We start from the raw sequence: 25,965 nt of genomic DNA, 5'->3' as shown, positions 1-25,965 counted from the left end.
TTCCTTCCTTAAGTCTGTGTGGCGTGGCGCGCCGCAGGCAGCGAGATCGCGAGCAGCGTGCCCGCAACAGTGCAGAGGCCGAGATAAAGCCAGCCGATCGGCGCCTGCGTTGCTTCGGGCAGCACCGCCGCGATGGCCATGGCGCCGCTCACCGCGAGATAGCAGAGTGCGCTGATGAGGCCGCCGATCAGGCCGTGGTCACGCTCGAACAGGCCGAGCGCCATGCCGTACATCATCGGGCACAGGACTCCGCAGCCGCCGAGCACCAGCGCGCCGCCGATCGTGATCGATGCGAAATCGAGACCGATGGTCATGCCTGTTATGGTCAGGACCGCGGAGCCTGCGAGAAACAGCGCGAAGGCGCCGAAGCCCAGCATGCGGGCCGGCATGAAGCGCGCGAAATGCGCGCAGCCGAGCTCGCCGGCGAGATTGACGCCGCCAAGGCCGAGCGCAACGAGGCCGTAGATCGCCGCCGAATAACCGAGGCCGGTCTGGTAGAAGAAGGGCGCGACGACGCCGAACGCCAGTTGCGCGCTCGCCGCCGCGGCAAAGACCAGCACGAAGGCCAGGAAGCCGGGACGAACAAGCGCGGCGCGAAGGATGCTGGCCGTGCGGCGCGGATCGAACGGCGTGCGCCGCTCCGCCGGCAACGTCTCGGGCAGCAACAGCACGACGATCGCGGCGACGATCTCCGCGGCAATGGCGATGATGACGAACACTCCGCGCCACGACGTCAGCTCGACGATGAAGCCGCCGGCCGCGGGTGCAAGCACCGGTGCAAGTCCCCAGGCCGCGCCAAGCAGGCCGGAGATCGCGGTGAGCTCGCGGCCACGAAAGCAATCGGCCGCGACCGCATAGGCAACGACGAGGCAGGTGCAGCCGCCGACGCCTTGCAGGAAGCGCAGCGCAAGCAGCAGCGATGCGCTGTTGGCGAGCGCGCAGGCAATGCTCATCGCGATGAGCACCGACAGCCCCGCGAGCAGGACGTTGCGGCGACCGAGCGTATCGGAGGCGATGCCGACCGGCACCAGTGCGAGGCTCATGCCGAGCATGTAGGCGGTGACGGTGTTCTGCATCGACGCCGGATCGGCGGAAAGATCCACCACCATCTGCGGCAGGCCGGGCGTATAGGCATCGAGCGGAATCTGGCTGAACGGCACGACGCACAACAGGATCGGCACGATCCCGCCCTTCGCACGACCGGCGTCCGAAGTAAGTGCAGTCATGGGTAACGCCCCCTCGATGCCCGCGGGTTCCATCTTTTCGTGCGCGCAATGAGACGCGACGATGCGGGGTGCGGATATGGACGCGCGGAGCGTGCCAGAACTGTGTGTAAAAACTCTTAGGAGGTCCGGTTCAATGCAGACGGCTGACGTGCCGATCGTCGCTACCTGGGGGTCCAAACAAAAAACGCGAAAACAACCCCATGCACAGTACAAATCAATGAGGAATTTCCTGCCGCGCGGGCTCGCGCCTTGCCCGCGAGGACGTTTGACACGTCGGGCAAGACAGGCGCAGGATTGCACGATCCCCAAAGCTGAATTCGCCGCCGAGCCGAACCATTAACCGTTCGGAAGGCATCGCGGCGTCTTCAAAACAGGAAGCCTTGAAGAGCTCCGAGAAACTGTCGCGGCGATTGAAGCTGCGGCACGTGGGCGCAGCCCGGGATGACCTTGAGCTCGGCGCGTGGCAATCCGGCGGCCAATTCACGCGACATCGGCGGCGGCGTCGCTTCGTCGTGCTCGCCGACGAGAACGAGGACCGGAACTTTCACCGCGGCAAGCTCAGCTCGAAGATCGAGGCTCGCCAATGCATCGCACGCGGCACGGAACACGCCGGGATCCGTCCGCAGAAACGCGGCACGACGATCCTGCATCAACTCCGTTTGCTGCGCCTGGAACTCGGGCGCAAACAGGCGACGCATCGCGACGTCGGTGATGGTCTCCAACCCCTTCTCGCACGATGCCTTCGCCATGTTGCGAAACGCCTCGCGGCCGGGCGCCGAGAACGCTGCGCCGCTGTCGGCGAGAACGAGCTTGCTGGCGATCTCCGGATGCCGGATCGCCATCTGTAACGCGACGAACCCACCGTAACCATTGCCGAGCACGATCGCCGGCGCGCCGCCCGCGCCTTCGCGCACGGCCTCGGCCATCCGGTCCGCGACCGCAGCAAGGCCGCCGTCCACCGGGCGTGAACGGCCGAACCCCGGCAGCTCCGGCACGATGGTGCGAAACGACCTCTGAAGCTCAGGCACGATCGCATCGAAGCTCGCGCGATCCGACAACAGCGAGTGAAAGAGGAACAGCGGCGGCCCCTCGCCCGATTGCGCGGCGTTGACGGTCCCGTTGGCAAGAAGCCTGTCCATGTCCGGTCTTTCCCTCACTTCGTCGGTCGTTGGCGCGCCGCGGAGGCGCTGATTGATAAATCAACTGTCAGGGAATTCAAGCATTTGGCCCTTGACGTGAAATATCACGATTGAGATATTAATGCCAAGGAGACCGAACATATGATGCTTTTGCGCGAGAATATCTACGACCGTCTCAGGTCTGATATTTTAGCTTGTCGCTTCGCGCCGGGCGATGAAATGCGCGAACAGGACCTTGCCGAGCGCTATGAAGTGAGCCGGCAACCGGTCCGGGATGCGCTTCTGCGCCTGCAGCGCGAGCATCTCGTGACGGTGCAGCCGCGCCAGGGCTACCGGGTCACGCCGATCTCGCTGGCGGACGCCCGCGACCTCCTGCGCTTCCGTCTTGCGCTGGAGCCGGCCTGCGTTGCCGAGGCGATCGAGAGCGCGCCCGACAGTGTCCTGAAATCGCTCGATGAATTTCGCCGCTTCGCCGGCAACCACGAGGACTTCATCGCCTACAATCGCGCCTTCCACTCCGCGCTGGCGCATGCGTCCGGCAATCGCCGGATGGCGACGGCGCTGTGCGACCTGATCGGCCAGGCCGACCGGCTGGTCCGCGTCAGCATCTCCAACCTTAGGGGGCACGACCCCGCGAAGCTCGTCGCCGAGCACGTCGCCCTGATCGACGCCATGCAGAGCCGCGAGACGCGAACCGCGGCGCGCATCATCAAGGCTCATATCGGGGCCACCGAAAAACGCGTTCTGCCGGCGCTCAAGCGCAACGCCGTCATCGTCGAGGAGAGGTTATCATGAACATTCCTTCAAAACCTGCGTCGATCGACGTCGAAACCCACGGCAATTTCATCGACGGACGTGAAGTCGAAGCCGGGAACGGCGCGATGCTCGACGTGCGCAACCCCGCGACCGGCGACGTCATTGCCCGCATTCCCAATTCAACTGCCGAGGACATCGACCGCGCCATGAAGAGCGCGCGCGCCGCATTCGAAGGCAAGGCCTGGGGCGGCATGGATACGCGCGCCCGTGCCAGACTGGTCAACAAGCTCGCCGATGCCTTCGAGGCCAATCTCGACAGCCTGTACCGGCTGGAAACCCTCAACAACGGCCGCCCGGTCAACGAGACCCGCGCGCAGCTCTCCCGCCTGCCCGATTTCTTTCGCTACTTTGCGGGCGTTGCGCTGGCGCGCCGCGACTCCGTGATCCCCGTGGAAGGCGCGTATCTGAACTACACGCTTCGCACGCCGATCGGCATCGTCGCCAACTGCACGCCCTTCAACCATCCGCTGATGATCCTGTGCAAGTCGCTGGCCGTGGTGCTGGCGACCGGATGCGTCACCGTGGTCAAGCCGTCCGAATACACACCGCTGACGACCTTGAAACTCGCGCAGATCTTCACCGAAGCCGGCCTTCCGCCGGGTGTCTTCAATATCGTGCTGGGCCTCGGCCAGAGCGCCGGCAAGATGCTGGCCGAACATGGCGACATCAACAAGCTGGTCCTGACCGGCGGCACCGAGGCCGGCCGCATCGCCGGCAGCGCGGCGGCAAAAGTGTTCGCACATCAGACCATGGAGCTCGGCGGCAAGACGCCGGTGATGGTGTTCGACGATTTCGACGTCGACCGCGCCGTCAACTACGCCGCGTTCGGCGCTTTCATCGGCGCCGGACAGACCTGCGTCTGTGCCTCGCGCCACATCGTCCAGGCCACCATCTATGACGAATTCGTCGAGAAGCTGCAGGCCAAGACCCGCACGATCCGCGTCGGCGATCCCTTCGATGCGAGCACCCAAATGGGCCCCGTGATCTCCGCCCGGCAGCGCGACCGCGTTCTCACCTACGCGGGCTACGGCCACGAAGACGGCGCGCGTCTCGTCACCGGCGGTGTTGCCGCGAAGGTGCCGGGCCACGACAACGGCTATTTCGTCGAGCCGACGGTCTTCGCCGACGTCACATCCGACATGCGCATCTTCCAGGAGGAGGTGTTTGGTCCCTTCACGTCGGTAACGCCGTTCAAGGACGAGACCGACGCGCTCCGGCTTGCCAACGACTCGCCGTTCGGTCTCGCCGCCGCGATCCGCACGCGCGACGTCGCCCGCGCGCATCGTGTCGCCGCCTCGGTCAAGGCCGGCATCGTCTGGATCAACGACCACCACCGGCTCGACCCGGCCTCGCCCTGGGGCGGCGTCGACGATTCCGGCATCGGCCGCGAATGCGGCACCGAAAGCTTCAACGACCACTTCAACACCAAGAGCGTGATGGTCGCGACCCACGAGCAGCCGTTCGACTGGTATCGCGACACGGCCAACCAGAAGCGCCTCAACTAGCAGACATTGCACGCGGCAGATCGCTCACAGAAGGCGGGCCGCATCGACCAGAATAACAGTCAAGGGAGAGCGTATATGTCGACATCGGTGAACGCAGGCAGCCGTCTTGATCGGCTGCCGATCGGGCCATTCCACCGCCGCATCATGCTGCTGATCGGCATCGGCATGTTTTTCGACGGCTTCGACATCTATATCGCCGGGACCGTGCTGAGCGTGACGCTGAAGACCGGCTTTTCGACGCTCGCCCAGAACGCGGCTTTCATCTCCGCGACCTTCGTCGGCATGATGCTGGGATCGTTCGGCACCGGCTTTCTCGGCGACCGCTACGGACGCCGCTTCACCTATCAATTCAATTTGCTGCTTTTCGGCATCGCTTCCCTCGCCGCCGCGTTCTCGCCTGATATGGCCTTCCTCATTGCCTGCCGCTTCGTGATGGGGGTCGGGTTAGGGGCGGAGAATGTCGTCGGCTATTCGACGATGACGGAATTCGTTCCCGCGCGCACCCGCGGTAAATGGCTCGGGCTCACGGCCGTCTGCGTCGTCACCGGTCTGCCCGTCGCCCTGCTGGTCGCATCGGTACTGGTGCCGCAGTTCGGCTGGCGCTCCATGTTCGTGCTCGGCGGCGTCGGCGCGCTCGTCGTCTGGTACATGCGCAAGTCGTTGCCGGAATCCCCGCGCTGGCTGGAAGCGGTCGGTCGCACCGCTGAAGCGGAAGCGCTGATGCAGGCCATCGAGAAGGAGGCGGCGCAAGGCCAGCCCTTGCCTCCTCCCGCAGCTACGGCACCGGCCCCAGTGTCCCCCGATCTCGGCACGCTGTTCACTGCTCCCTTGCTGTCGCGGATGATCGTCGGCGCCGTCTGCCTGATCACGATCAACACCCTGCTCTATGGCTTCGTGACCTGGCTCCCGGTGTTCTTCGTCAAGCAAGGGCTCTCGATCGCAACCTCGTTCGGCTACTCGCTGCTGATGGCGATCGGCGCTCCCGTCGGCGCGGCGATCGGCGCATTGACCGCCGACCGCTGGGGCCGGAAGCCGACCATCATCGGCGCGTCGCTGATCGCAGTGGCGCTCGGCGTCCTCTACCCCATGATCTCCGATCCGATCCTGCTGCCGGCCGTGGGCTTTGCGCTGACGGTGCCGATCTACGTCCTGGTCGCGCTTCTGTTCGGCATCTACATCCCCGAGCTGTTTCCGACCGAGGTCCGCCTGCGCGCTTCGGGCATCGTCAACACGCTCGGGCGCGGCGCCACGATCGTCACACCATTCCTCGTGGTGTCGCTGTTCGAGACGCGCGGCGTGGCCGGCGTGATGGCGCTGATGATCGGACTGCTGGTGGTGCAGATCATCACGGTCTGGGCGCTCGGCATCGAGCCGCGGCATCGCAGCCTCGAGGAGCTCAAGGCCGAGGAATCGGCTTCGCCGGTGCTCAAGGAAGCTTCCTGAGCATCACTGTTCGCTGGTCTGCGGGCGCCCCGGCATCGACGTCGGGACGATCGCATAAGAAGGCGTGGCGGGAAGCTCGCCCGCGGCCCATCCTTCGAGACGCCCGCCTACGGCGGGCCCTCAGGATGAGATCGCGTTTTGCGGCGGGATGTCTGCCCCTCATGGTGAGGAGCCCGCCAAAGCGGGCGTCTCGAACCATGCAGGCCGAGTTCGTCCGGCAGTCTCCTGGCTCCCAAATGCGACCAGCCCCCGCCCCGACCGGCGGGCAGATCTGGTTCCCGTTGCGCTGCCTCCTCATCACGCTCCCAACATTGCATGTTCCATCCCCGGATCGGCTCGCCGAGACGATGAGATGCAATGGAGTTCGTGATGACCGCAGATGCCGATGACTTGGACTACGGCTCAATCAGCGTTCTTCTGGGCGCCCTGCACGCCCGCAAGATCTCGGCGTCGGAGCTGCTCGCGCATACGATCGCGCGCATCGAGGCCCTGGACGGCAAGATCAATGCCGTCATCGTGCGCGATTTCGATCGCGCAAAGGACGCCGCGCGCGCTGCCGACGCCGCGCTTGGCCGCGGCGAGCGCCAGCCATTGCTCGGCATCCCCGTGACCTTGAAAGAACCGTTCAACGTCGCCGGCCTGCCGACCACGTGGGGCTTTCCACATTTCAGGGATTTCAAGCCGGAGGAAGATGCCCTCGTCGTCTCGCGGTTGAAGGCGGCGGGCGCGATCATCATCGGCAAGACCAATATCCCGATCGGGCTGCGGGATTTCCAGAGCTACAACGACATCCACGGGACGACGAACAACCCGTGGGACCTCGGCCGGTCGCCCGGTGGCTCCTCGGGCGGATGCGGAGCGGCGCTGGCCGCGGGGTTCGGTCCGCTCTCGATCGACTCGGATATCGGCGGATCGATCCGGGTCCCCTCGCATTTCTGCGGTGTGTTCGGACACAAGCCGAGCCTCGGCCTGGTCCCGCTGCGCGGATACAGCCTGCCGCCGGCGCCGCCCGTCCCCGGCCAGGGCGATCTGGCTGTCGTTGGACCGATGGCGCGTACTGCCTCCGACCTTGCGCTGGCGCTCGACGTGATTGCCGGACCCGACGAGACGCGCGACGGGATCGGCTATCGCCTTGCGCTGCCGGCGCCGCGACATGACCAGCTGAAGAATTTCAGGATCCTCGTGATCGATACCCATCCGCTGATGCCGACGGGCGACGCGGTGCGTTCCGCGATCGGACGGCTGGCGAAACGGCTCGAACGATCCGGCGCGGGGGTCGCGCGCGCGAGCACGTCGTTGCCCGATCTCGCAGAATCCGCGCGGCTCTACATGAAGCTGCTCAACGCCGCGCGAAGTCCGCGCCTGACACCGGCCGCCCTCGCGGAGGCGCAAGGACTTGCCGCCGCACTCTCGCCGGACGACCGCAGCCTGCAGGCCGAGCGCGCCCGCGGCTGGGGCATGATCCATCGTGAGTGGCTGGCGACCGATGCGGCCCGCCTGCAGTTGCAGCAGCGGTGGCAGCTCTTCTTCCGCGAGTTCGACGCGGTGATCTACCCGACGGCCGCCGTGCCGGCCTTTCCGCACGACCAGTCCGAACCGTTCGACGCTCGGCAGCTCGACATCGATGGAAAGCTCTACAACTACTCCGATGCGTGCTTCATCTGGGCTGATCCCGCATCGACCTGCGGCCTGCCGGCGACCGCCGTTCCGATCGAGCGCACGGCGACGGGCTTGCCAATCGGCGTCCAGATCATCGGGCCTTACCTCGAGGACCGCACGACGATTGCGCTGGCCGGGCTGATCGAGCGCGAGTTCGGCGGCTTCGTCCCGCCGCCGTCGCTCCCTGCCATGTAGTCCACAAGATGACAGAAGCCGGCGACGCTGGCAGCCGTCACGTTCTCCCGGCCGATTGCGCCTCGACCGCCTGCACGGCCACGCTCGCCACCTGCCGCAGCGCTTCGCGATCTGCGCCCGAAGACGCCATCACGCCCATGCCGACGGAGACCGCAGAGACGTAGCGCGCGAGCGCGGCGGGATCAGAGCCCGGCTTGAGATCACCTTCCGCCTTGGCGCGAACAAAACGGTCGCGGAGCTGATCTTCGTTCTGAGCGCGGCGGGCGGCGAGTTCGAAGGGGACATTCTCGGAGCCGCTGCCGCAGGCGATGCCGCCCTGCACGAGCAGGCATCCGGGCGGATTGGCGGGATCGGTCTGCTTGTCGGCGATGCCCATCAGCATCCGCTCGGCGACCTCGCGGGCGGTTGGCGCCGAGACCACGCCGTCCATCCAGACGTTACGCAGCTTGGTGTAGCGGTCGAGCGCGGCCTTCAGCAGGCCTTCCTTGTTGCCGAAACAGGCGTAGAGGCTGGGCGGATTGATGCCCATGGCTTCGGTGAGCTGCGCGATGGTGGCGCCCTCATAGCCGTGGCGCCAGAACACTTCCATCGCTTGGTCCAACGCCGTTTCGGCGTCGAATTCCCGGGGGCGTCCCATGCCCATGTGCCTGTCTCCTCGGAATTCACGTTCTGCGTGAAGCTTAACGTCAAATCCTATCTATTTGTTCTAGCTTTATTTTCTCTTCCGCCTTCCAATGCTTGCGGTAAGCGGCTACAATTTTCTTAGCAAACGGTACATAAGTATCTTGCGCTGCGGTATCCAGCTCCACATCTGTAGTGAACACTACATATCTGGAGCGCGCAAATGCCCCCCTCCCAAAATACCTCTCGCCCTGGCCGTATCCGCCGCCTTCTCGGCGGCGCCGCCATCGTGGGCGCCCTCGCCGTGGCCGGTTCGATCGCGACCGGCCATTACTTTCGTGCTGCGCAGGCGACCGCAACGGCTGCCGCGGCCGAGCAGGCCGTCTCCGTCACGGTCGCGATGATCGAGCCACGGCCGACCGTGCTGTGGGATGATTTCTCCGGCCGGCTCGAGGCCATCCAACGCGTCGAGCTTCGTCCGCGCGTGGCCGGTGCGATCCTGTCGACCAACTTCACCGAAGGCGCGCTGGTGAAAGCCGGCGACGTGCTGTTCAAGATCGATCCGGCGCCCTACGCGGCCGAGGTCGACAAGGCCAACGCCCAGCTCGAGGCGGCGAAGGCGCGCGTGGTGTTCACCCAGAGCGAGCTCGAGCGCGGTGCGCAGCTCGTCGGCAACGCGGTCGTCACGCGGCGCGACTACGACCAGCGCGACAACGCCAATCGCGAGGCCATCGCCAACGTCAAGGCGGCCGAAGCGACGCTGCAGACCGCGAAGCTCAATCTCGATTACACCGAAGTGCGCGCGCCCGTGGACGGCCGCGTCGGCAAGATCGAGGTCACCGTCGGCAATCTCGTTGCCGCCGGCACCGCCTCCCCGGTGCTGACCTCGCTGGTTTCCGTCAATCCGATCTACGCGTCCTTCGATGCGGATGAAGAGGTCGTGCTGCATGCGCTGAACTCGATCGCGGACGCCTCCGGCAAGCGCGGCAATCTCGACCAGATCCCGGTGGAGATGGCGACCTCAGGCGGCCTTTCGGCGAAAGGCCATATCCAGCTCATCGACAACCAGGTCAACGGCCAGAGCGGCACCATCCGTGTCCGCGCGGTGTTCAGGAACGAGGACGGGCGTCTGATCCCCGGCCAGTTCGCCCGCGTGCGCATGGGCCAGCCGAAGCAGCAGACGCTGGTGATGATCGACGAGCGCGCGATCGGCACCGACCAGGACAAGAAGTTCGTGATGGCGGTCGGTGACGACAGCCGCGCGGTCTACCGTCCGATCACGCTCGGTGGTGCGGTCGACGGCTTGCGCATCGTCACCGCGGGCCTGAAGCCCGGCGACCGCATCGTCGTCAACGGCCTGCAGCGCGTGCGTCCCGGCGCCCTCCTCAAGACGGAGGTCGCGGCGATGGGTGCGCGGGGGCAGCAAGCGGCCAACCGCAGCAACCAGGACGTGGTGCAACGCTGACATCTTCCGTCATTCCGGGGCGCGCGTCGCGCGAACCCGGAATCTAGAAGTTACTGAACTCCGATGACTTCACCTCTGGATTCCGGGTTCGCGGGCTTCGCCCGCGCCCCGGAATGACAGTGGAGTTGTCGGAGAACTGAAAGATATTGCCCAGGGGCAAGGCCATGAATCTCTCAAAATTCTTCATCGATCGTCCGATTTTTGCCGGTGTGCTGTCGGTCCTGATTTTCCTCGCAGGGCTCATCTCGCTGTTCGCGATGCCGATCTCGGAATACCCGGACGTGGTGCCGCCCTCCGTCCTCGTGCGCGCGACCTATCCCGGCGCCAATCCGAAGGTGATCGCGGAGACGGTGGCGACGCCGATCGAGGAGCAGATCAACGGCGTCGAAGGCATGCTCTACATGTCGAGCCAGGCGACCACCGACGGCGCGATGACGCTGACGGTGACGTTCCGCCTCGGCACCGACCCCGACAAGGCGACGCAGCTGGTGCAGAACCGCGTGCAGCAGGCCGAGCCCCGCCTGCCCGCCGTGGTGCGCCAGCTCGGCATCATCACCAAGAAGTCCTCGCCCGACCTCACCATGGTGGTGCATCTCTTGTCGCCCAACGGCCGCTACGACATGACGTATTTGCGCAACTATGCGGTGCTCAACGTCAAGGACCGGCTGGCGCGGATCGACGGCGTCGGTGACGTCCAGCTCTATGGTGCCGGCGACTATTCGATGCGGGTCTGGGTCGACCCGCAGAAGGCGGCCGAACACGGGCTGACCGCGAGCGATATCGTCAAATCGATCCAGGCGCAGAACGTCGAGGCCGCCGCCGGCGTGGTCGGCTCCTCCCCGAACGTCAAGGGTATCGACCTGCAACTGTCCGTCAATGCGGAAGGGCGGCTCGCGAACGAGGAGCAGTTCGGCGACATCGTGGTCAGGACCGGCGCGCGCGGCGAAGTGGTGCGCTTGCGCGACGTCGCGCGCATCGAGTTAGGGGCGTCCGAATACGGCCTGCGCTCGCTGCTCGACAACAAGCAGGCGGTGGCGATCCCGATCTTCCAGGCGCCCGGCTCCAATGCGCTGCAGATTTCCGACCACGTCCGCGCCACCATGGCCGAGATCAAGAAGAACATGCCCGAGGGCGTGTCCTACCAGATCGTCTACGATCCGACCCAGTTCGTGCGCTCCTCGATCGAGGCGGTGATCCACACGCTGCTGGAGGCAATCGCGCTGGTGGTGCTGGTCGTGATCCTGTTCCTGCAGACCTGGCGCGCCTCGATCATTCCGCTGCTGGCGGTGCCCGTGTCGATCGTCGGCACCTTTGCCGTGATGCACGTGTTCGGCTTCTCCATCAACGCGCTCAGCCTGTTCGGCCTGGTGCTCGCGATCGGCATCGTCGTCGATGACGCCATCGTTGTGGTCGAGAACGTCGAGCGCAACATCGAGGCCGGGCTGTCGCCGCGCGATGCGACCTATCAGGCGATGCGCGAGGTCTCCGGCCCGATCATCGCGATCGCCATGGTGCTGATCGCGGTGTTCGTGCCTCTCGCCTTCATCTCCGGCCTGACCGGGCAGTTCTACAAGCAGTTCGCGCTGACGATCGCGATCTCGACCGTAATTTCCGCCGTCAACTCGCTGACGCTGTCCCCGGCGTTGTCGGCACTGCTGCTCAAGGGCCACGATGAGCCGAAGGACCGGCTGACGATCATCATGGAAAAGGGCCTTGGCTGGTTCTTCCGCGGTTTCAACCGGGCCTTCACGCGTTCATCCGAGAATTACAGCGGCACCGTCACCAAGGTCATCTCCGGCAAGGCCGCGGTGATGGGTCTTTACGTCGTGCTGGTCGGCCTCACCGCCTTCCTGTTCCAGCAGGTGCCGAGCGGCTTCGTGCCGGGCCAGGACAAGCAATATCTGGTCGGCTTCTCGCGGCTGCCCGACGGGGCAACGCTCGACCGCACCGAAGAGGTGATCCGCAAGATGAGCGACGTCGCGCTGACCCAGCCAGGTGTCGAGAGCTCTGTCGCCTTCCCGGGCCTGTCGATCTCAGGCTTCACCAACTCGTCCAATGCCGGCATCGTGTTCTCGACGCTGAAGCCGTTCGACGAGCGCAAAGGTGCAGCCCTGAGCGGCAATGCCATCGCGGCCGAGCTAAACAAGAAATACGCCGGCATCCAGGAAGCCTTCATCGCCATGTTCCCGCCGCCGCCGGTCAACGGCCTCGGCACCATCGGCGGCTTCAAGCTGCAGATCGAGGATCGCGCCGGCCTCGGCTATGAGGCGCTGAACGAGGCGACCAAAGCGTTCATGGCGGCGATGCAGAAGGCGCCGGAGATCGCCGGCGTGTTCTCGAGCTTCCAGGTCAACGTGCCCCAGCTCTTCGCCGACATCGACCGCACCAAGGCGCTCCAGCTCGGGGTGCCCGTGACGGAAGTGTTCAACACGCTCCAGATCTACCTCGGCTCCTACTACGTCAACGACTTCAACAAGTTTGGCCGCACCTATTCCGTCCGCGTCCAGGCCGACGCGCCGTTCCGCGCCCGGGCCGACGACATCCGGCAGCTCAAGGTGCGCTCGTCCTCCGGCGACATGGTGCCGTTGTCCGCACTGCTCAATATCCGCCAGAGTGCGGGTCCGGAGCGCGCGATCCGCTACAACGGCTTCCTGTCGTCCGACATCAACGCGGCGGCCGCGCCCGGCTTTTCATCGGGCCAGGCGCAGGAAGTCGCGACGCGGATCGCGGCGGAAGTGCTGCCGCCCGGCTTTGCCTTCGAATGGACCGACCTGACCTATCAGGAGTTCATCGCCGGCAATTCCGGAATCTGGGTGTTCCCGCTGGCGATCCTGCTGGTGTTCCTGGTGCTGGCCGCGCTCTACGAGAGCCTGACCCTGCCGCTCTCGATCATCATGATCGTGCCGATGGGTCTGCTCGCGGCGATGTTCGGGGTCTGGCTCTCGAAGGGCGACAACAACGTCTTCACCCAGATCGGCCTCATCGTTCTCGTCGGGCTCTCGGCCAAGAACGCGATCCTGATCGTCGAATTCGCGCGCGAGCTCGAATTCGCCGGGCGCACCCCGATCCGCGCCGCGATCGAGGCGAGCCGGCTGCGGCTCCGTCCGATCCTGATGACGTCGATGGCGTTCATCATGGGCGTCCTGCCGCTGGTGCTCTCGACCGGCGCGGGCTCCGAGATGCGGCGGGCCATGGGCGTTGCCGTGTTCTCCGGCATGATCGGCGTCACCGTGTTCGGCCTGTTCCTGACGCCGGTGTTCTACGTGCTGCTCAGAACCATCACCGGCAACAAGCCGCTGGTACATCACGGCAGCGACATCAGCGCCGCGCCGGTCCAGGGGCTTCATCACGAAGGCGCAGGCCACTAGATCAGGGAAATCCCCGAGATCAGCAGCAGAACGAGCACGGTCTTGCGAAAGACCGTCTCGTTGACGCGGTGAAAGGCGATCACACCGAGCGCGGAGCCGGCGAACAGCGCCGGCAGGCTGACCGCGAGATCGACGAAGACCTTTGACGACAGGTCCTGGTGTCCGACCAGCAGCGCGATGGCGAAGACCTGCATCGCCGCGATGAACGGCTGCACCAGGCCACGCTGCTCGCTCTTGGGCATGCCGCGCATGTCGCACCAGATCGTCGGGATCGCGCCCGGCATGGCCGTCAGCCCGCCGACCAGCCCTCCCCCGAATCCGATCAGCGCCACCCAGTGCCGGCCGACGGCCTCGCCGGCCGTCACCAGCGTCGGTCGCAGCAGCATGTAGGCGGCATAGAGCGCGACGATGACGCCGAAGCCGCGCCTGAGCAGATGCGTATCGGTGGACTGCAACAGCGACACAGCGATGGGAACGCCGATCAATCCGCCGACGATCAGCGGCAGACTGCCTTCCCAGCGGATGCTGCGCCGAAGCGCCCACAGATTGGTCGCCTGCACGCCGATGCTGCACGCCATCATCAGCGGCACGGCCTCCAGCGGCTGAAACACCCGGAGCAGGATGGCGCCGGCTACGGCCGAGAATGCGAATCCCGACAGCCCCGAAACAAAGGCGCCGGCGAATACGGCAACGCTGAGCAGAGCCAGTGTCGTGACATCAGGCACGGACCGTCCTCCGGTCAATCGTAGGGAATTTGCGAGACGGCAGCGTCGACGTTTTCCGAGCAAACTTGCGGTTCGCGTGGAAACGACACATGCATCGCGTGCGCGTGAGAGCGTTCCAGCATCGCAAGGCCAACCAGTTGAAGCGTGACGAGTGCCACGGTCGCGGCGATTGCGACGATGTTGACGTTACGCACGCTCGAACGTGGGGTCGCCGGCGGCGCGCTCGCGCGCATCAGATCCGTGGGCATTGTCTGCAATATCCTCTTTGTTGCTGACCGGAATGATTTCATTCAAAGGCAATGGGTCGTGCGGCTGCTCCAGCAGATGGCGATAGCGCAGCAACGCGCGCCGCGCGTCGATCGCGCGCTGCGCGCGGAACGCCGCGCCGATACGCGCGACGATGTCGCGGAACTTGCGAGCCAGAACCGGTGACGTCGAGCGCATGACAATCTCCTTTCGACCTACACCAGAGATTGACGGGATTCACTTCCGCTCGCTGTGAGTTGCTTCACAAAACACGAACGCGTCGAACAAGAGATCGTGTGACATCTCCTAGAGGGGCACGCGGCAAATCGCGTCATTCGATCGAATGACCCGCGATAACTTTCTAATGATGTGTCTGTTTGAACCTATGGCGGGCTGCAGCGACGCCGCCCGCGACGCGAAGGCGCGTCAGTGCAGGAGTGGATTGGAAAATCCCGCCACGAGCTTGACGAGATCCGCCTGACGAGAAACGCCGGTCTTGGCGAAGACGCGATGCAGATGCGTCTTCACCGTCGTCTCTGCGATGCCGAGCGCAATCGCCGTCTCCGGCACGCCGCCGACCTCGACGATCGACTGCAAGACCCTCAATTCCGCCGGCGTGAGGTCGAACGTGCGGTCGACGAGGCCGGCACACGAGCGGCCGTCGAGTTCCGCCTTCCAGACGAACAGGGCTCCGACGGCCGGCGTGCGCTCCGTCGCGCCATCACGCAGCAACGACGGCAGCGCGATGACGTTCGCGATATAGTAGGAACCGCCATCGGATCTCAGCGGGATTTTTCGACCGGCCGCCGCAGCTACGGCAACCTCGCCGGAGTCGCGGAAGATATCGCGCAGGGCCAGATTTGCCTCGGCGGATCGCGCCACGAGCCGGCCCGAGACCGACCGCAGGACGTCAGCCGCGGCCAGAATGGTTTTTGCGGCAGGATTGCTGTGGACGATATTGCAGGCGGCATCGAGCAGGATGACGCCGGCACTGAGCCGGTCCACAACATCGGCCAGCGCGATCGCTCGCTGCTGCTTTCGCTCGATCGCCCGGTTGATCAGCAGCGCCCGGCTGGCGTGCGCGACCAGCGACTGCATGCGCGCGCGCTGCTCCGCATTGAGCATCTCCCTGCCCGGGATCACCGTCAGCAACATCGGACACGGCGACTTCGACTGCTCCAGCACCACGTTCGCCACGTCGACATAGCCCTGTGGACGCAGCCATTCCTGATAGAAGCGGCCGCGGCGATATTCCTCGAAATTCACGAGATCCGGGATGTTGCGCACCTCGCCGTACCGGGGGAGCCTGGCGAGAGGATCGTAGCGGGCGTAGGTCTCGGAATAGAGCTGGATGTAGTGCGGATCGACCCCGCAATAGAAATGCGTCGCGCCGGACTTGCTGACCGGATCCTTCGAAATCAGGCCGCAGGCCTGGCTGCCGATGAACGCATTAACCATGACGACGACGTCGCTCCACAACTCAGGGTGGAGACCCGCGTCATATATACTCTCGATCAACTCGTCATGTTTGGGAGGTCGGGGCATTGGAAGAGCCAGTGGTCAAACATCGAGACTGTGGAATGTTCTTCGTGCCCGGCGGCCTAGTTGAGTCTGCCACGGGAGCAAAAGGTTCAACTCCGATCGTGATTTGTGCCGATCAGCTGACGAACGGATTCGACAATCCCGCAGCGGGCAGCTCTCGAGGTCCGTGCATGGCAATGAATGGCATGAGTGATCAATATCACCAAGCGTACCACAACCGCGGCACGCGGCATCCTCCGATCGGAGGATGCGCCGGCCGGGCAGATGGAGCCCGGCCAGCGTGCGTCGTGTTCAAGCCGCCGGGGCTAATGCTGGCTCAGAACGCGACGCGAACGCCGCCCCTCGCGGTGCCAGTGCGGCTCTGGCCGGACATCATCATGCCCTCGACCGCGCCGAACACGGACACGTTGCGGCTGGTACGGTAGTCGAAGCCGAAGCCGGCGACGGCACCACCGTGCTGCGGCTACCGGGCGTCACGAAAGAGAAGTTCTGGCCGAGCAGCACTGTGCTGATGGTGGTGTCGCCGACGCGCTGGAGCGCGATGACGCCGCCATGGATGTTGGCCTTGAGCTCGCCGCCGGCGAGGCTGGTCACGCAGGACAGATCGACCTCGCCCGCTCCTCTGCAGCGTGCGGCCGCCGACCGACAATCCCTGCGCCGAGCCGGTCTCGCTGTAGCCATCGAACCGGCCCGCGACGTAGCGCAGCCGCGCCGTCGGCGTCAGCAGATCGCCGCTGCCGTCACATTCATTTCCAGTCCCTCGGTCGCCGCCATCTCGCCCCACCGGCGCACAGGCACGTTGTCGGCAGCCCCGCCTCCAAACGGAGGAGGCTGCCGCTGCGAATTGGATTCGCTGAGCGCTAAAGTAGAAATGTCCGTCGTATTCGAGTTGGACGGAGGCGACCGGGTCGCGGCTCAGAACGAACCGAGCGCGCTTCGCCCGGAACTGGTGCAGAGTCGTGACACCGCCTGCGCGGCTCACACCTAGTCCCAGCCCGCCCTCTCCGCGCTCTCGGCCCACACGGCGGCGCGATAGATCTCGCGCCCGCGGTTGTCCCTGACGCGGATCCAGGCGTCACGATCGCGCAGGTCGTCGCGCCAGACGAAAAGATGCCGCGCCATCTCGTCAGCCACCACGATGGTCGCCTTGGCATGTTCGAACACCATGCCGCCCGGGTCGATCTTCACGATATTGCCGACCAGGAGGTCGAAGAAGAAACGGTGCATTCAACACTCCGGCTTCAGGCGCCGTTTCCGCACGCAACGCTGCGTCATGATCTACTAAATCCGGTCGGGGTGCGTTACAGCGCTTCGCCGCTCCTGACGTCGCTCGGCGTCGCGCCATAGGCCCGCCGGAAGCAGCGGTTGAAATAAGAGAGATCTCCGAAACCGACATCGTAGGCGATCGAACTCACCGGCCGCTCGGCGAAGTCAGGCTCGCGCAGCATGCGATGGGCACGCTTGAGGCGTTGCTCGGTGAGGAAGGACGAAAAGGTCTTGCCGTCGGCCTCGAACAGCCGCTGGAGATAGCGCGGGGTCACGCCGAGCTCTTGGGCAACATTTGCCACCGAGATATCCTGCTGCCAGCAATTGTTGACGATGAGGAATTTCGCCTTCTGGAGTCGCGCCGCCTTGATGCCGCGCCGTCCGGTCGATTCCCGGACGTGATCCGTGGCGCCGAGAACGAGCGCCAGGAGATCATGCAGATGCGCGACGCCGAGCTGCCGCATCGCAGGCACCGCCAGCACCTTTTCGTGCACCAGCGCGATCGCGTAGTCGACGAGCAGCCGTAGCCCGGTGGTGCTCTCCGGGATGACGCGCATCACCGCATCGTCGACATCCACGATCATCGGGGCCAGCACGCGTCTCGGCACGCGCAGCGAGAAGCCGCTTCCGAGCGAGAGGCGCTCGAAGATCGTGACGTCCTCCGCGCTGGTCAGGACCGCCTCTCCCGCCCGAAGCCTCAAATCGTGTCCTCGCTCGGATATACCGAGAACGCCCGACCTGTTCACGATCAGGGCGAGACTGTCGTCGCCATCTGCAACCAGATGCTTCGTGCGAACGACCCGCGCTCCGCACAATCCCCCGATCAGCAACTGGGCTTCCGGCAAGACGTGGGACGTGAAGCTCGCCGCAGCCGGCTTTCCTTCCCTTGCCTCGACTTCCGCCTTCAGCACGCCGCGGCAGTAGAATTCGCGCAGGAGCGGTACGCGCTCGTCTTCGGGAATGTGGTCCGTTGAAACATTGAAAATTGAAAATTCATTCTTGCCGCTCACTGCAATCTCTCCAACCAACGAGCAGGCCCGGCCACGCGCTGTTATCTCCCCGCACCCGCGTTCGGTGCCGGTGCGCATTGTTCCGTGACGCACGCTGCCCTTCTCATTTTCAAGTGGCGGCCATATACGAAAGTATCAAATGATACGCGTCATACGTTCGGAGGACACACGCACCTTGCTCATCACAATGGATTGAGATTGCGCGAACTCATGATCCGCGATGTGAATTGGATCACACCGCATCGCCGGCGCCGGTCTGCCGCCCAAACGGCGCCGCAAATCCGGCGGCGATCTTGACGAGGTCGGCCTGCCTGCCGGCGCCCGTCTTTTCGAACAGCCGGCTGAGATGCGTCTTCACCGTCGTCTCGGCGATACCGAGCTTGGCCGCAATGTCGGGAACCCCGCCGATCTCGACGATCGCCATCAGCACGCGCAATTCGGACGGCGTCAGCCTGAACGCCACTGCGATCGCATCGGGCACGAGCGATGACACCATCGTGGCCCTTTGAACGAAGAGCACGGTGGCAGCTCCGTCACGCGGCAGATGGCGCTCCCGCCTCAACGGAACGGCATGGAGCAGATAATGATGTCCGTCGGACGATGTCACGAGCTCGATCTGACGGCGACCGTTTGAATGAGTTCCTGCATCCGCGGAAAATTCGAACAGGCCGCGGAATATTTTGTCAGCCTGGGTGTTGCGGCCAACTATTCTGTCGCCGACCATTGCGAGGAGATTGGCGTCGACGAAGAGCTGACGGCACGACGCGTTGGCATGGACGACCCTCCCTTCTGCGTCGAGCAGGCAGATCGCCGTGCTCAGTCCGTCCAGGACATCGGCAAGATCGTCCACGGTATGCGAGCGCGCCCTGATCTGGCGACCCATGACCCGCGACCGCTGGATGTGAGGCGCGAGCAGGCGCATACGCTCGCGCATCGCGTCGTCGACGGTCCCGCGGGACCGGTGACGCAGCACCTGCAAGATCGTGGTGCGCGCGACCGTTTTCTCGAGCGTCACGGTTGCGAGGTCTATCGCTCCCTGCGGCTCCACCCACTCTCGGTAGAAGCTGGTCGCCTCGAAGTCGGACTGGGGCATGACGTCGGCCACGCCGACCGTCTGGCCGGCGGCGAAGTCGAGATGGCGGTCGAGCAAGGGATCAAGTTCGACATATCTGTCGCGATAGAGCTGGCGGAACCGAGTGTCCGTGCCAAAATGCTCGTGGATCTCGATCGAGAGCCTGGCTGCATCCCTGGACAGGATGGTCGCGCCACATCCACCGACGAAATTCGAAACCTGCTCCAAGGCGGCGCTCCGCAGCGCGGGATTGGCCGCTGCATCGTAGATCTCGCCGACGAGCGACGAGAACCGGTTTGCCTGTAGGATCGTCATCGGATGGACGATGGGGTCTGCGAGTTGCCCCGGTGGCGAGGGGGACGAGCGCGTCGGGAACTGAGGGAGGCAGGCCGGCCGATCGCCGCCTTGGACGGAGAAAAAATGCGACAGCGCAATGCTGGAATATCGAACATCATCCTTGCGTAACGTCAACCGCAGGATGCGGCTTGGACGTTTCCGCCAAAGACTAGGATTAATGCGAACAGCGACCGGACAGTGTGCGAAGAGTCACGCGCCCGCTCGCGGTTATCGCCTGCTGTCGCCTGCCCGCCTTGCGGACCGGCCTCTGCGACTTACTTCCGGTTCTCCTCGCAGAATTTCAGCGCGGCGAGCGCCTCGCCGGCGCGAGGGATCTGCATCTCGATGCTGTCCTCGTCATCGTCCTCGAAATCGAGCGTGAGACGCCTGGCCTTGGAGAGGCGATCCATGATCGCCTGGTCGAACTCGAAGATGCCGCGCACGGTGGTCTTGTCCATCACCTCCCACTTCGCCTTCTTCATGATATCGGCGTCATCGGTGGCGACGTCGGCCCGGAGGATCTCGCCGACCTTGTCCCACTCCCAGCCGTCGTAGATCATCACGATCACGATGGCCTTGTCGGAATAGGTGATGACGATGACGTAGTCGCGGTTCTCGTCCTCCTTGTCCTTGTAGCCGCGGCTCGCATTGCAGTGCGTATCCTGCGTACGCTTCTCGATGGTCCAGTCGCCGACCTTGGATTGTTGCGCCAGCGCGGGCCTTGAGCTCAAGGCGGCTGCGCTCAAGGCGCCTGCGAGCATTCCGGCGGCGAGAAGGAATCGTCTCATGTCGGCCTCCAGCGTGTTCCCGGGGCCGAGATGACCACCTCTGCCGACGACCCGCAAGGGCTTCAGGCCGCGGGCAAGGCCAGCGGCAGGCGGCTTGCGTCCTAGGCTCGCCGCGGCACGATCGCGATCGGGGTGAAGGTGTAAACCTCCTCGCCGTTCTGGTTGAACATCGTCCATTTCACCAGCGCGATACCCTGCGGCTTCGACTTCGACGGCGTCAGGCTCATCACTTCGCCGACCAGATGCAGGCGGTCATTGGGCCGCACCGGAATGGTCCAGCGCAGCCCGTCGACGCCCGCGCCGATCAGCGGATGCGGACCGAAGGGCCGGGTCTGGATCGCGAGGTTCATGGCAATCGCGGCGGTGTGCCATCCTGATGCAGCGAGCCCATTGAACAGGGTCCCCTTGGCGGCCTCGTGGTCGAGGTGCATCGGCTGCGGATCGAACTCGGCCGCGAAGCGCTTGATGTCGGCTTCGGTGACCTCGACCTCCGGCGATTTGAACCGCATCCCGATGCTGAGATCGTCGAACCACTCGACCTGCGCCATGATTTTGCCTCGCAAAGCAGGACCGCCCGCGAAGACGCGCGGCCCGAAGGAATTGAACTAAAAGCGCGATGTAGCGGGCCTGCCGCGCACAAACCAGCCCAGGGTTCCCCGCGAAACCCCTTTTCCGGTGCGACGAAACACGCCTGAAACAGATGGCCGGTTATCTGGTTGTCAAAATCATACAGGGACGGCCACCATGCAATTCCTTCTCAATCTGATCCTGGACTATTCCTGCTGCCAAAATCTCGTCGCCCAGCCGGCGCGGGAGGATGAGCTATGATCGAGCTGATCTCCGCCCTCCTCGCCCTTTGCAGCATCGGCGTCTTTGCGGCGCATGCGCTGGATGCCTATCGCACCACGCACTCCTGAGCGCCCTGCGCTAGAACGGCCGCCGGTAAAAATGCTCCGAATGCGTTGCCGGCGGAAACCTGTTGGCGAGCGCCAGCGCTGACTTTTCATCCGTCTCGAGCGCGATCTTCTGCGCGAGCATCACGTCGCCGGGCACGAGGAAGCCTGTCGGGACGAAGCACCATCCCATCGTTGCCATGCCGGCGTCGTCGATTTCGTGGACGTTGGCGGCCGTGCCGTAGTGGATGCGATACCTCTTGCCGGTATCGCAGCCGATCACATCGAAATACCGGTGCTGCTCGAACTGGGCGCGCTGCGCCGGTGACAGCCAATCGGCCAGAAGCCGACGGCCGCGCGCATCCGGCGTGTTCTCGCCGAAGAAGCGACGGTAGAGTTCGCGCAGCGCATGCAAACGAGCACGCGCTGGCGCGCGGAACCGGAGTGCCGCGAACATGGGCAGCTCAGATCAACCGCCGACCAAGCGGGGATAGAACAGCGTTTCCTGCGCGGTCGGGTCGAACGATTTGATACGGGTCACTTCGCCGGGCCCGGTACGGAAGGCGGCGGTGAAGCCGGCTCCGGTCAGCTCCCGAAAGCGCTGTTCGGCCCGCGCCAGCGCTTCGGCATTGCCAGGATCAAACTCGTGGCGTGTGTCGCCAGTCTGGTCCATCACGATCTGGGTTGCCATGTTGAGTCTCCTCATGCCCAGCCCTGAATCTGATCAAAGCAAACCTCATGCCGTCAGTTCCTGATAGCAACAACTTTCTCGCGCCGGCGCATCACGCCTTGCTGAGCAAGAGCGTTTTCGAGCGAAGTGGATGCCGGTTCGCGTCAAGAAAACGCGTCAAAACAAGCATCGAGAGCCCCGTTTGAAGCGGGGCTCTCGTCAGCGCGAGGCGGCCGTTCCGCCCTCGTCGATCTGTCGTCCCATCAACGCAATTGCCTTCTGATAGACGCCGGCCGCATTCCAGGCCTCGATCGCGGCGAAATTCGGCTCGCCCGGCTGGTAACCGGCTCCCGCACGCCAGCCATGGGCCTTCAGGAAATTCGCAGTCGAGTTCAACGCATTGGCGGCAACCTCGAGATTGCCGGTGCCATAGGCCAGGATGTTCTTGGGCATGAACTGGGTCTGGCCGACCTCGCCGTGCATGGAGCCGCGGGTCGCCCCCGACAGGGTGCCGCGGTCGATCAGCTTCAGTGCGGCATAGAGCTGGTCGGTGAAGAACTCGGGGCGACGGCAGTCATAAGCAAGGGTCGCGATCGACGACAGCATGTTCTGGTTGCCGCGCTGGCTGCCGAAGCCGGTCTCCATGCCCCAGATCGCGATCAGCGGCCCGGGCGGAACGCCGTAGCGCTGCTGGATCGAGGCGAACAGGGCCGCCTGCGACTGCTTGAGCTGGCGCCCCTTGGCGACGATGGTGGTGGCACCGCGCTTGGCGAGGAACTGGTCGAGCGACAGCGAGAAGCTGCGCTGGCCGCGGTCGGCTGCGATGGTCGCGCTGGCGTAGTTCGTCTGCATCAGGGCCGAGATCGCGGTCGGGCCGATGCCCTTGCCCTGCGCCTCTGCACCGAACTCACGCTTCCAGCCTTCGAACCCGGCCGGCGAGCTGCCGCATTGCGCGGCGTTGGCCGCAGGCAGAGAGAGAAGCAGCGCGGCCGCGCCGATCACCGCCGTCGCCACAATCCTGCCCTTGATCATTGCTCGTTCCTCTCCTTAGGGCGCGACCGGCTCGCGCACGCGCATGATCCTACGTCGGTTGCGATCGCTCAAGTCCCGACAGGACCAATCGATCCAAGCAAAGCTCTTGACACCGGCAAGTCGCGACGTCCGCAAATCACGCAGCCTCCGTTCCCAGCAGGAAATCCACCATGATGCTCTGGTGCTGCTGGTACATGTCGGTACCGGTCCCCGTGACACAGCCGATCTTGCGGGCCGCGGCGATGAAGGGGGAGACTTCGGGCCTGGTGATGACGCAGCCGCAATAGGCGGCTGGCGCAAGGCGCGCGACGTCGACCGGCAGCGGGTCGCCGTCCTTCATCCCGGCGGGCGTCGCATTGGCGACGAAGTCGAAGCCGGCGGGGTCCATGGTGCCGGTCCGCACCGGCGCTTTGCCGAGCCCATTGAGCCGGCCGATCAGCGCGTCGCGGCGCTCGGCCATGCTGTCGTGAATGGCGAGCTCGCCGACGCCGGCCTCGACCAGCGCGAGCGCGATCGCCGAGCCGGCGCCGCCGGCGCCGACCAGAAGGGCGCGCATGCCGCCGGGATCGATCCCCTTTGCCCGCGCTGCGCCGACGAAGCCGAGGCCATCCACCATATCGCCATGCCATGAGCCGTCGGCGCGCCGGCGCATCAGGTTCACGGTGCGCAGGAAGTGCGCCCGATCGGTCGCACTCGTGCAGGCCTGGTAGCAGGCAAATTTGTGCGGGATGGTCACGACGATGCCGTCGAGATTTTTCAGCCGCGCAGCCACCGAGAGGAAGTCGGGCAAATCCCCCGGGGCGACCTGAACGGGCACGAGAATGCCGTCGTGTCGCCGTGCGGCGAAGGCGGCTGACACGCCCGCGGGCGAGCGCACCTGCGCGATGGGATCACCGACGATGACGTGGAGCCGCGTGGCGCCTGACGGGGCCGGGATCATGCCGCTCACACCGGAACCGGGGCGCCGCCCGCCTCCGCGGCCGTCCCGTAGGTCAATTCCAGTCCATCCAGATTGCCCTCCTTGCGCCACTTGTCGAGCAGCCGCAGGAACGCCACCGGCCCGCGCCAATATTGGCTGTTTCTTGCCGCGATCGGATCGAACACGCCCTCGTTGTTGTAATAGCCGGGCGTGCATTCGGCCAAGTAAGTCTGACGGCCGAGCGCGGCTTTCACGACCTCCTCGACCCAGGCGTTCTCGGCAGCGAGCGTCGGCTCCAGCGTTCTGGCGCCGCGCTTGCGCGCCTGATCGATCACATAGGCGATGTGCTGCGACTGCTCGTCGATGATGTGCGGGAAGTTGGCGCTCTGGCCGGCCTGCACCGTGACGATCAGGAAGCAGTTCGGGAAGCCGCGGCTGTAGAAGCCGTGCATCGTCCTGACGCCGTCGCGCCAGCGCTCGGACAGGCTCATGCCGTCGCGGCCATAGACCTCGAAGCCCATGCGGCGGGCGTAATCGGTGCCGACCTCGAAGCCGCTGGCATAGATCAGGCAGTCGAGCTCATAGGCCTTGCCATCGACGATCACGGCATTCTCCGTGATGCGCTCGACGCCCTGCCCTTTGGTATCGACGAGATGCACGTTGGGGCGATTGAAGGTGTCAAGATATTCGTCGTGGAAGCACGGCCGCTTGCAGAACGCCTTGTACCAGGGCTTGAGCGCGGCCGCGGCCGCCTCGTCCTTCACCACGGCATCGACGCGCGCGCGGATCTCCTCCATCTTGCGGTAGTCGGCCTGCTCGATGACCTTCAACGCCTCCTCCAGCGAGGTCACCGGCTGTGGCTGGCGGCGCGGCGCGAGCAGTATCTCGCCAAGCAGGCCGGTCCAGCCATCCTGGACCAGATCCTGCTCGAACGGCTCGCCCGAGATCACGGCGGTGAAATTGTCCATGCGCTCGCGCTGCCAGCCGGGCCCGAGGCTCTGCGCCCAGCTCTGATCCGTCGGCCGGTCGTCGCGCACGCCGATCGCCGACGGCGTGCGCTGGAAGACATAGAGCTCCTTCGCCGAGCGGCCGAGATGCGGCACGCATTGCACGGCGGTGGCGCCGGTGCCGATGATGCCGACGCGCTTGTCGGCAAGGCCGGCGAGACCGCCTTCAGCCGTACCGCCGGTGTAGGCGTAGTCCCAGCGGCTGGTGTGAAAGCTGTGTCCCCCAAAACTCTCGATGCCGGGCATGCCCGGCAGCTTCGGCCGGCTCAGCGGGCCGCCGGCCAGAATGACGAACCGCGCGCGGATGCGATCGCCGCGATCGGTCTCGACCAGCCAGCGCGCCTCCCGCTCCTGCCATTCCATGCGCGAGATGACGGTCTGAAACAGCGCGCGCTCGTACAGGCCGAAGTGGCGGCCGATGCGGCGGGAGTGTTCGTAAATCTCCGGCGCCCGCGCATATTTGCGCACCGGCATATAGCCGGTCTCCTCCAGCAGCGGCAGATAGATGTAGCTCTCGGTATCGCAGGCCGCACCGGGGTAGCGATTCCAGTACCAGGTGCCGCCGAAGTCGGCGGCCTTTTCCACGATGCGAAAATCCGCGATGCCGGCCTCGCGCAGGCGCGCGCCGCAGAGCAGGCCGCCAAAGCCGCCGCCGACGATGAGCACTTCGGTCGCTTCGCTGACGGCCTCGCGCGCAAATCCGGGATCGGCCCAGGGATCATCGAGATAGCGGCCGAAATCGCCTGATACCTCGACATATTGCGCCTTGCCCTCGGCGCGCAGACGGCGATCGCGCTCGTCGCGATAGCGCGCGCGAAGTGCGGAAAGATCGACCGTAGGTGCGCCGGCTGCGCCGGTCTTGTGTCTTTCCGCTGACATCCATTTCCTCCACGACAGACGCTGCTTCGCCGGCAGCTCTCCTCACGTTAGCCTTGAAAAAGTGACGCATGCAATCACGTCTGCCGTTTTTTGCGTGAACGGCGCGTGACGTTCCGGTAACCTCGCGCGCAAATCACAAGCGC

At 64.9% G+C, this 25,965-nt stretch carries 25 protein-coding genes; 6 read left to right on the top strand and 19 right to left on the bottom strand.

Annotated features, from left to right (window positions below):
- Positions 1-8: 8 nt before the first annotated feature.
- Both WN73_RS33850 and WN73_RS33845 read right to left on the bottom strand, forming a co-directional pair.
- A complete protein-coding gene (locus WN73_RS33850) occupies positions 9-1,226 on the bottom strand; it encodes a multidrug effflux MFS transporter (RefSeq protein ID WP_271556524.1) in 1,218 nt (405 codons plus the stop codon).
- Between the two features lie 365 nt (positions 1,227-1,591).
- Complete coding sequence (locus tag WN73_RS33845) at positions 1,592-2,365, bottom strand: alpha/beta fold hydrolase (protein WP_271556522.1); 774 nt, start codon at positions 2,363-2,365, stop codon at positions 1,592-1,594.
- A gap of 144 nt (positions 2,366-2,509) precedes the next feature.
- Between WN73_RS33845 and WN73_RS33840 the strand changes: the two genes are divergently transcribed.
- From WN73_RS33840 to WN73_RS33825, 4 genes are all read left to right on the top strand, one after another.
- Positions 2,510-3,160 carry a GntR family transcriptional regulator gene (locus tag WN73_RS33840; RefSeq protein WP_271556811.1) on the top strand — a complete coding sequence of 217 codons (651 nt, stop codon included), beginning with the start codon at positions 2,510-2,512 and terminating at the stop codon, positions 3,158-3,160.
- On the top strand, positions 3,157-4,686 hold the full coding sequence (locus WN73_RS33835) for an aldehyde dehydrogenase (RefSeq protein ID WP_271556520.1): 1,530 nt from the start codon (positions 3,157-3,159) through the stop codon (positions 4,684-4,686). The genes WN73_RS33840 and WN73_RS33835 overlap by 4 nt, the downstream gene beginning before the upstream one ends.
- Positions 4,687-4,761: 75 nt before the next feature.
- A complete protein-coding gene (locus tag WN73_RS33830; RefSeq protein ID WP_271556518.1) occupies positions 4,762-6,129 on the top strand; it encodes an MFS transporter in 1,368 nt (455 codons plus the stop codon).
- A 369-nt stretch (positions 6,130-6,498) separates the two neighbouring features.
- The gene (locus WN73_RS33825; RefSeq protein WP_271556516.1) at positions 6,499-7,983 is read left to right on the top strand and encodes an amidase; all 1,485 of its coding nucleotides are present in this window, start codon (positions 6,499-6,501) and stop codon (positions 7,981-7,983) included.
- A gap of 37 nt (positions 7,984-8,020) precedes the next feature.
- Here the strand turns inward: WN73_RS33825 and WN73_RS33820 are convergent, their stop codons facing one another.
- Both WN73_RS33820 and WN73_RS33815 read right to left on the bottom strand, forming a co-directional pair.
- Positions 8,021-8,626, bottom strand: a complete 606-nt coding sequence (locus WN73_RS33820) for a TetR/AcrR family transcriptional regulator (RefSeq protein WP_211433437.1) — start codon at positions 8,624-8,626, stop codon at positions 8,021-8,023.
- Between the two features lie 43 nt (positions 8,627-8,669).
- A complete protein-coding gene (locus WN73_RS33815) occupies positions 8,670-8,807 on the bottom strand; it encodes a hypothetical protein (RefSeq protein ID WP_157862131.1) in 138 nt (45 codons plus the stop codon).
- A gap of 20 nt (positions 8,808-8,827) precedes the next feature.
- Between WN73_RS33815 and WN73_RS33810 the strand changes: the two genes are divergently transcribed.
- Positions 8,828-10,069, top strand: coding sequence for an efflux RND transporter periplasmic adaptor subunit (locus WN73_RS33810; protein WP_028170927.1), 1,242 nt, complete (start codon positions 8,828-8,830; stop codon positions 10,067-10,069).
- A gap of 164 nt (positions 10,070-10,233) precedes the next feature.
- On the top strand, positions 10,234-13,437 hold the full coding sequence (locus WN73_RS33805) for an efflux RND transporter permease subunit (protein WP_271556512.1): 3,204 nt from the start codon (positions 10,234-10,236) through the stop codon (positions 13,435-13,437).
- On the opposite strand, the gene WN73_RS33800 is transcribed toward WN73_RS33805, so the two are convergent.
- The 15 genes from WN73_RS33800 to WN73_RS33730 form a co-directional block, all read right to left on the bottom strand.
- A complete protein-coding gene (locus WN73_RS33800; RefSeq protein ID WP_271556510.1) occupies positions 13,434-14,162 on the bottom strand; it encodes a sulfite exporter TauE/SafE family protein in 729 nt (242 codons plus the stop codon). The genes WN73_RS33805 and WN73_RS33800 overlap by 4 nt on opposite strands.
- Before the next feature lie 14 nt (positions 14,163-14,176).
- Complete coding sequence (locus tag WN73_RS33795) at positions 14,177-14,356, bottom strand: hypothetical protein (protein ID WP_246740274.1); 180 nt, start codon at positions 14,354-14,356, stop codon at positions 14,177-14,179.
- Complete coding sequence (locus WN73_RS33790) at positions 14,349-14,606, bottom strand: hypothetical protein (RefSeq protein ID WP_271556507.1); 258 nt, start codon at positions 14,604-14,606, stop codon at positions 14,349-14,351. The genes WN73_RS33795 and WN73_RS33790 overlap by 8 nt, the downstream gene beginning before the upstream one ends.
- 228 nt (positions 14,607-14,834) lie before the next feature.
- Entirely contained in the window at positions 14,835-15,953 is a 1,119-nt protein-coding gene (locus WN73_RS33785) for a helix-turn-helix transcriptional regulator (protein ID WP_271556504.1), read from the bottom strand.
- A gap of 372 nt (positions 15,954-16,325) precedes the next feature.
- Positions 16,326-16,544 (bottom strand): hypothetical protein, encoded by a 219-nt coding sequence (locus tag WN73_RS33780; RefSeq protein WP_271556502.1) that lies wholly within the window; start codon positions 16,542-16,544, stop codon positions 16,326-16,328.
- Between the two features lie 390 nt (positions 16,545-16,934).
- Complete coding sequence (locus tag WN73_RS33775; protein WP_028170920.1) at positions 16,935-17,177, bottom strand: DUF6894 family protein; 243 nt, start codon at positions 17,175-17,177, stop codon at positions 16,935-16,937.
- Between the two features lie 74 nt (positions 17,178-17,251).
- Positions 17,252-18,226, bottom strand: coding sequence for a helix-turn-helix transcriptional regulator (locus tag WN73_RS33770; protein ID WP_161535303.1), 975 nt, complete (start codon positions 18,224-18,226; stop codon positions 17,252-17,254).
- 232 nt (positions 18,227-18,458) lie between these two features.
- A complete protein-coding gene (locus WN73_RS33765; protein ID WP_161535304.1) occupies positions 18,459-19,613 on the bottom strand; it encodes a helix-turn-helix transcriptional regulator in 1,155 nt (384 codons plus the stop codon).
- 296 nt (positions 19,614-19,909) lie between these two features.
- A complete protein-coding gene (locus tag WN73_RS33760) occupies positions 19,910-20,422 on the bottom strand; it encodes a hypothetical protein (RefSeq protein WP_011086643.1) in 513 nt (170 codons plus the stop codon).
- Positions 20,423-20,523: 101 nt separating this feature from the next.
- Entirely contained in the window at positions 20,524-20,970 is a 447-nt protein-coding gene (locus WN73_RS33755) for a MaoC family dehydratase (RefSeq protein WP_011086642.1), read from the bottom strand.
- 379 nt (positions 20,971-21,349) lie between these two features.
- Positions 21,350-21,772 carry a hypothetical protein gene (locus WN73_RS33750; protein ID WP_011086641.1) on the bottom strand — a complete coding sequence of 141 codons (423 nt, stop codon included), beginning with the start codon at positions 21,770-21,772 and terminating at the stop codon, positions 21,350-21,352.
- 12 nt (positions 21,773-21,784) lie between these two features.
- Positions 21,785-22,006, bottom strand: coding sequence for a hypothetical protein (locus WN73_RS33745; protein WP_008137329.1), 222 nt, complete (start codon positions 22,004-22,006; stop codon positions 21,785-21,787).
- 198 nt (positions 22,007-22,204) lie between these two features.
- Entirely contained in the window at positions 22,205-23,017 is an 813-nt protein-coding gene (locus tag WN73_RS33740; protein ID WP_028170916.1) for a lytic murein transglycosylase, read from the bottom strand.
- 136 nt (positions 23,018-23,153) lie between these two features.
- Positions 23,154-23,957, bottom strand: a complete 804-nt coding sequence (locus WN73_RS33735) for a shikimate dehydrogenase family protein (RefSeq protein ID WP_161535305.1) — start codon at positions 23,955-23,957, stop codon at positions 23,154-23,156.
- A 5-nt stretch (positions 23,958-23,962) separates the two neighbouring features.
- The gene (locus tag WN73_RS33730; protein WP_161535306.1) at positions 23,963-25,822 is read right to left on the bottom strand and encodes a flavin-containing monooxygenase; all 1,860 of its coding nucleotides are present in this window, start codon (positions 25,820-25,822) and stop codon (positions 23,963-23,965) included.
- Positions 25,823-25,965: the final 143 nt, after the last annotated feature.

Source organism: Bradyrhizobium sp. CCBAU 45394 (assembly GCF_028128655.1).
Taxonomy (GTDB): Bacteria; Pseudomonadota; Alphaproteobacteria; order Rhizobiales; family Xanthobacteraceae; genus Bradyrhizobium; species Bradyrhizobium diazoefficiens.
The sequence above is the reverse complement of the archived record's forward strand: the minus strand, read 5'-3'. Positions and strand labels throughout refer to the sequence as shown.